Below are 500 nucleotides of genomic sequence, written 5' to 3'. Positions count from 1 at the left end.
AAACAGGCTAGCAACGTCTGAGTCACTGGTGTCAACGGTAATCGCATCGTCAGCATCTTCCATGACGTCGATAATTTTTACGTCGGGTTGGGTCGTGATAAGTGTCGTGATTGGGAGTTCGCCAATCAGTTTGCTTTCGTCATCAATCACGTAGAGTGCATCGGTGGCTTCAGGCAGTTCGCCCTTCATACGCAGATAACGCAGGACTACGTCGACATCAACGTCACCACGAATCGTGATAACGTCGGTGTTCATCAACCCACCAGCGGTGTCTTCAGGATAAGACAGTGCCGTCTCGACGCGAGCACGATCTGCTGAATCCATTTGGGAGAGAACTTCACGAGAAAGATCATCTGGCAAGCTACGTAGGACGTACGCAACGTCATCGGTATCCATGCCTTCCGTCGCCTCTGCAAGGTCTTCGGGAGCCATTTTTGATACAAGACTGTCTTTAACGTCTTCGTTTAGTTCGTCAAGAATTTCACCGTAATCTTCGGGGT

1 protein-coding gene is annotated in these 500 nt (G+C 49.8%); it reads right to left on the bottom strand.

Annotated features, from left to right (window positions below; genetic code table 11):
* A partial coding sequence (locus R8N47_RS28785) for a magnesium transporter MgtE N-terminal domain-containing protein (protein ID WP_412034508.1) occupies nt 1-500 on the bottom strand: 500 nt, incomplete at both ends.

Source organism: Vibrio sp. 2132-1 (assembly GCF_033344315.1).
The sequence above is the reverse complement of the archived record's forward strand: the minus strand, read 5'-3'. Positions and strand labels throughout refer to the sequence as shown.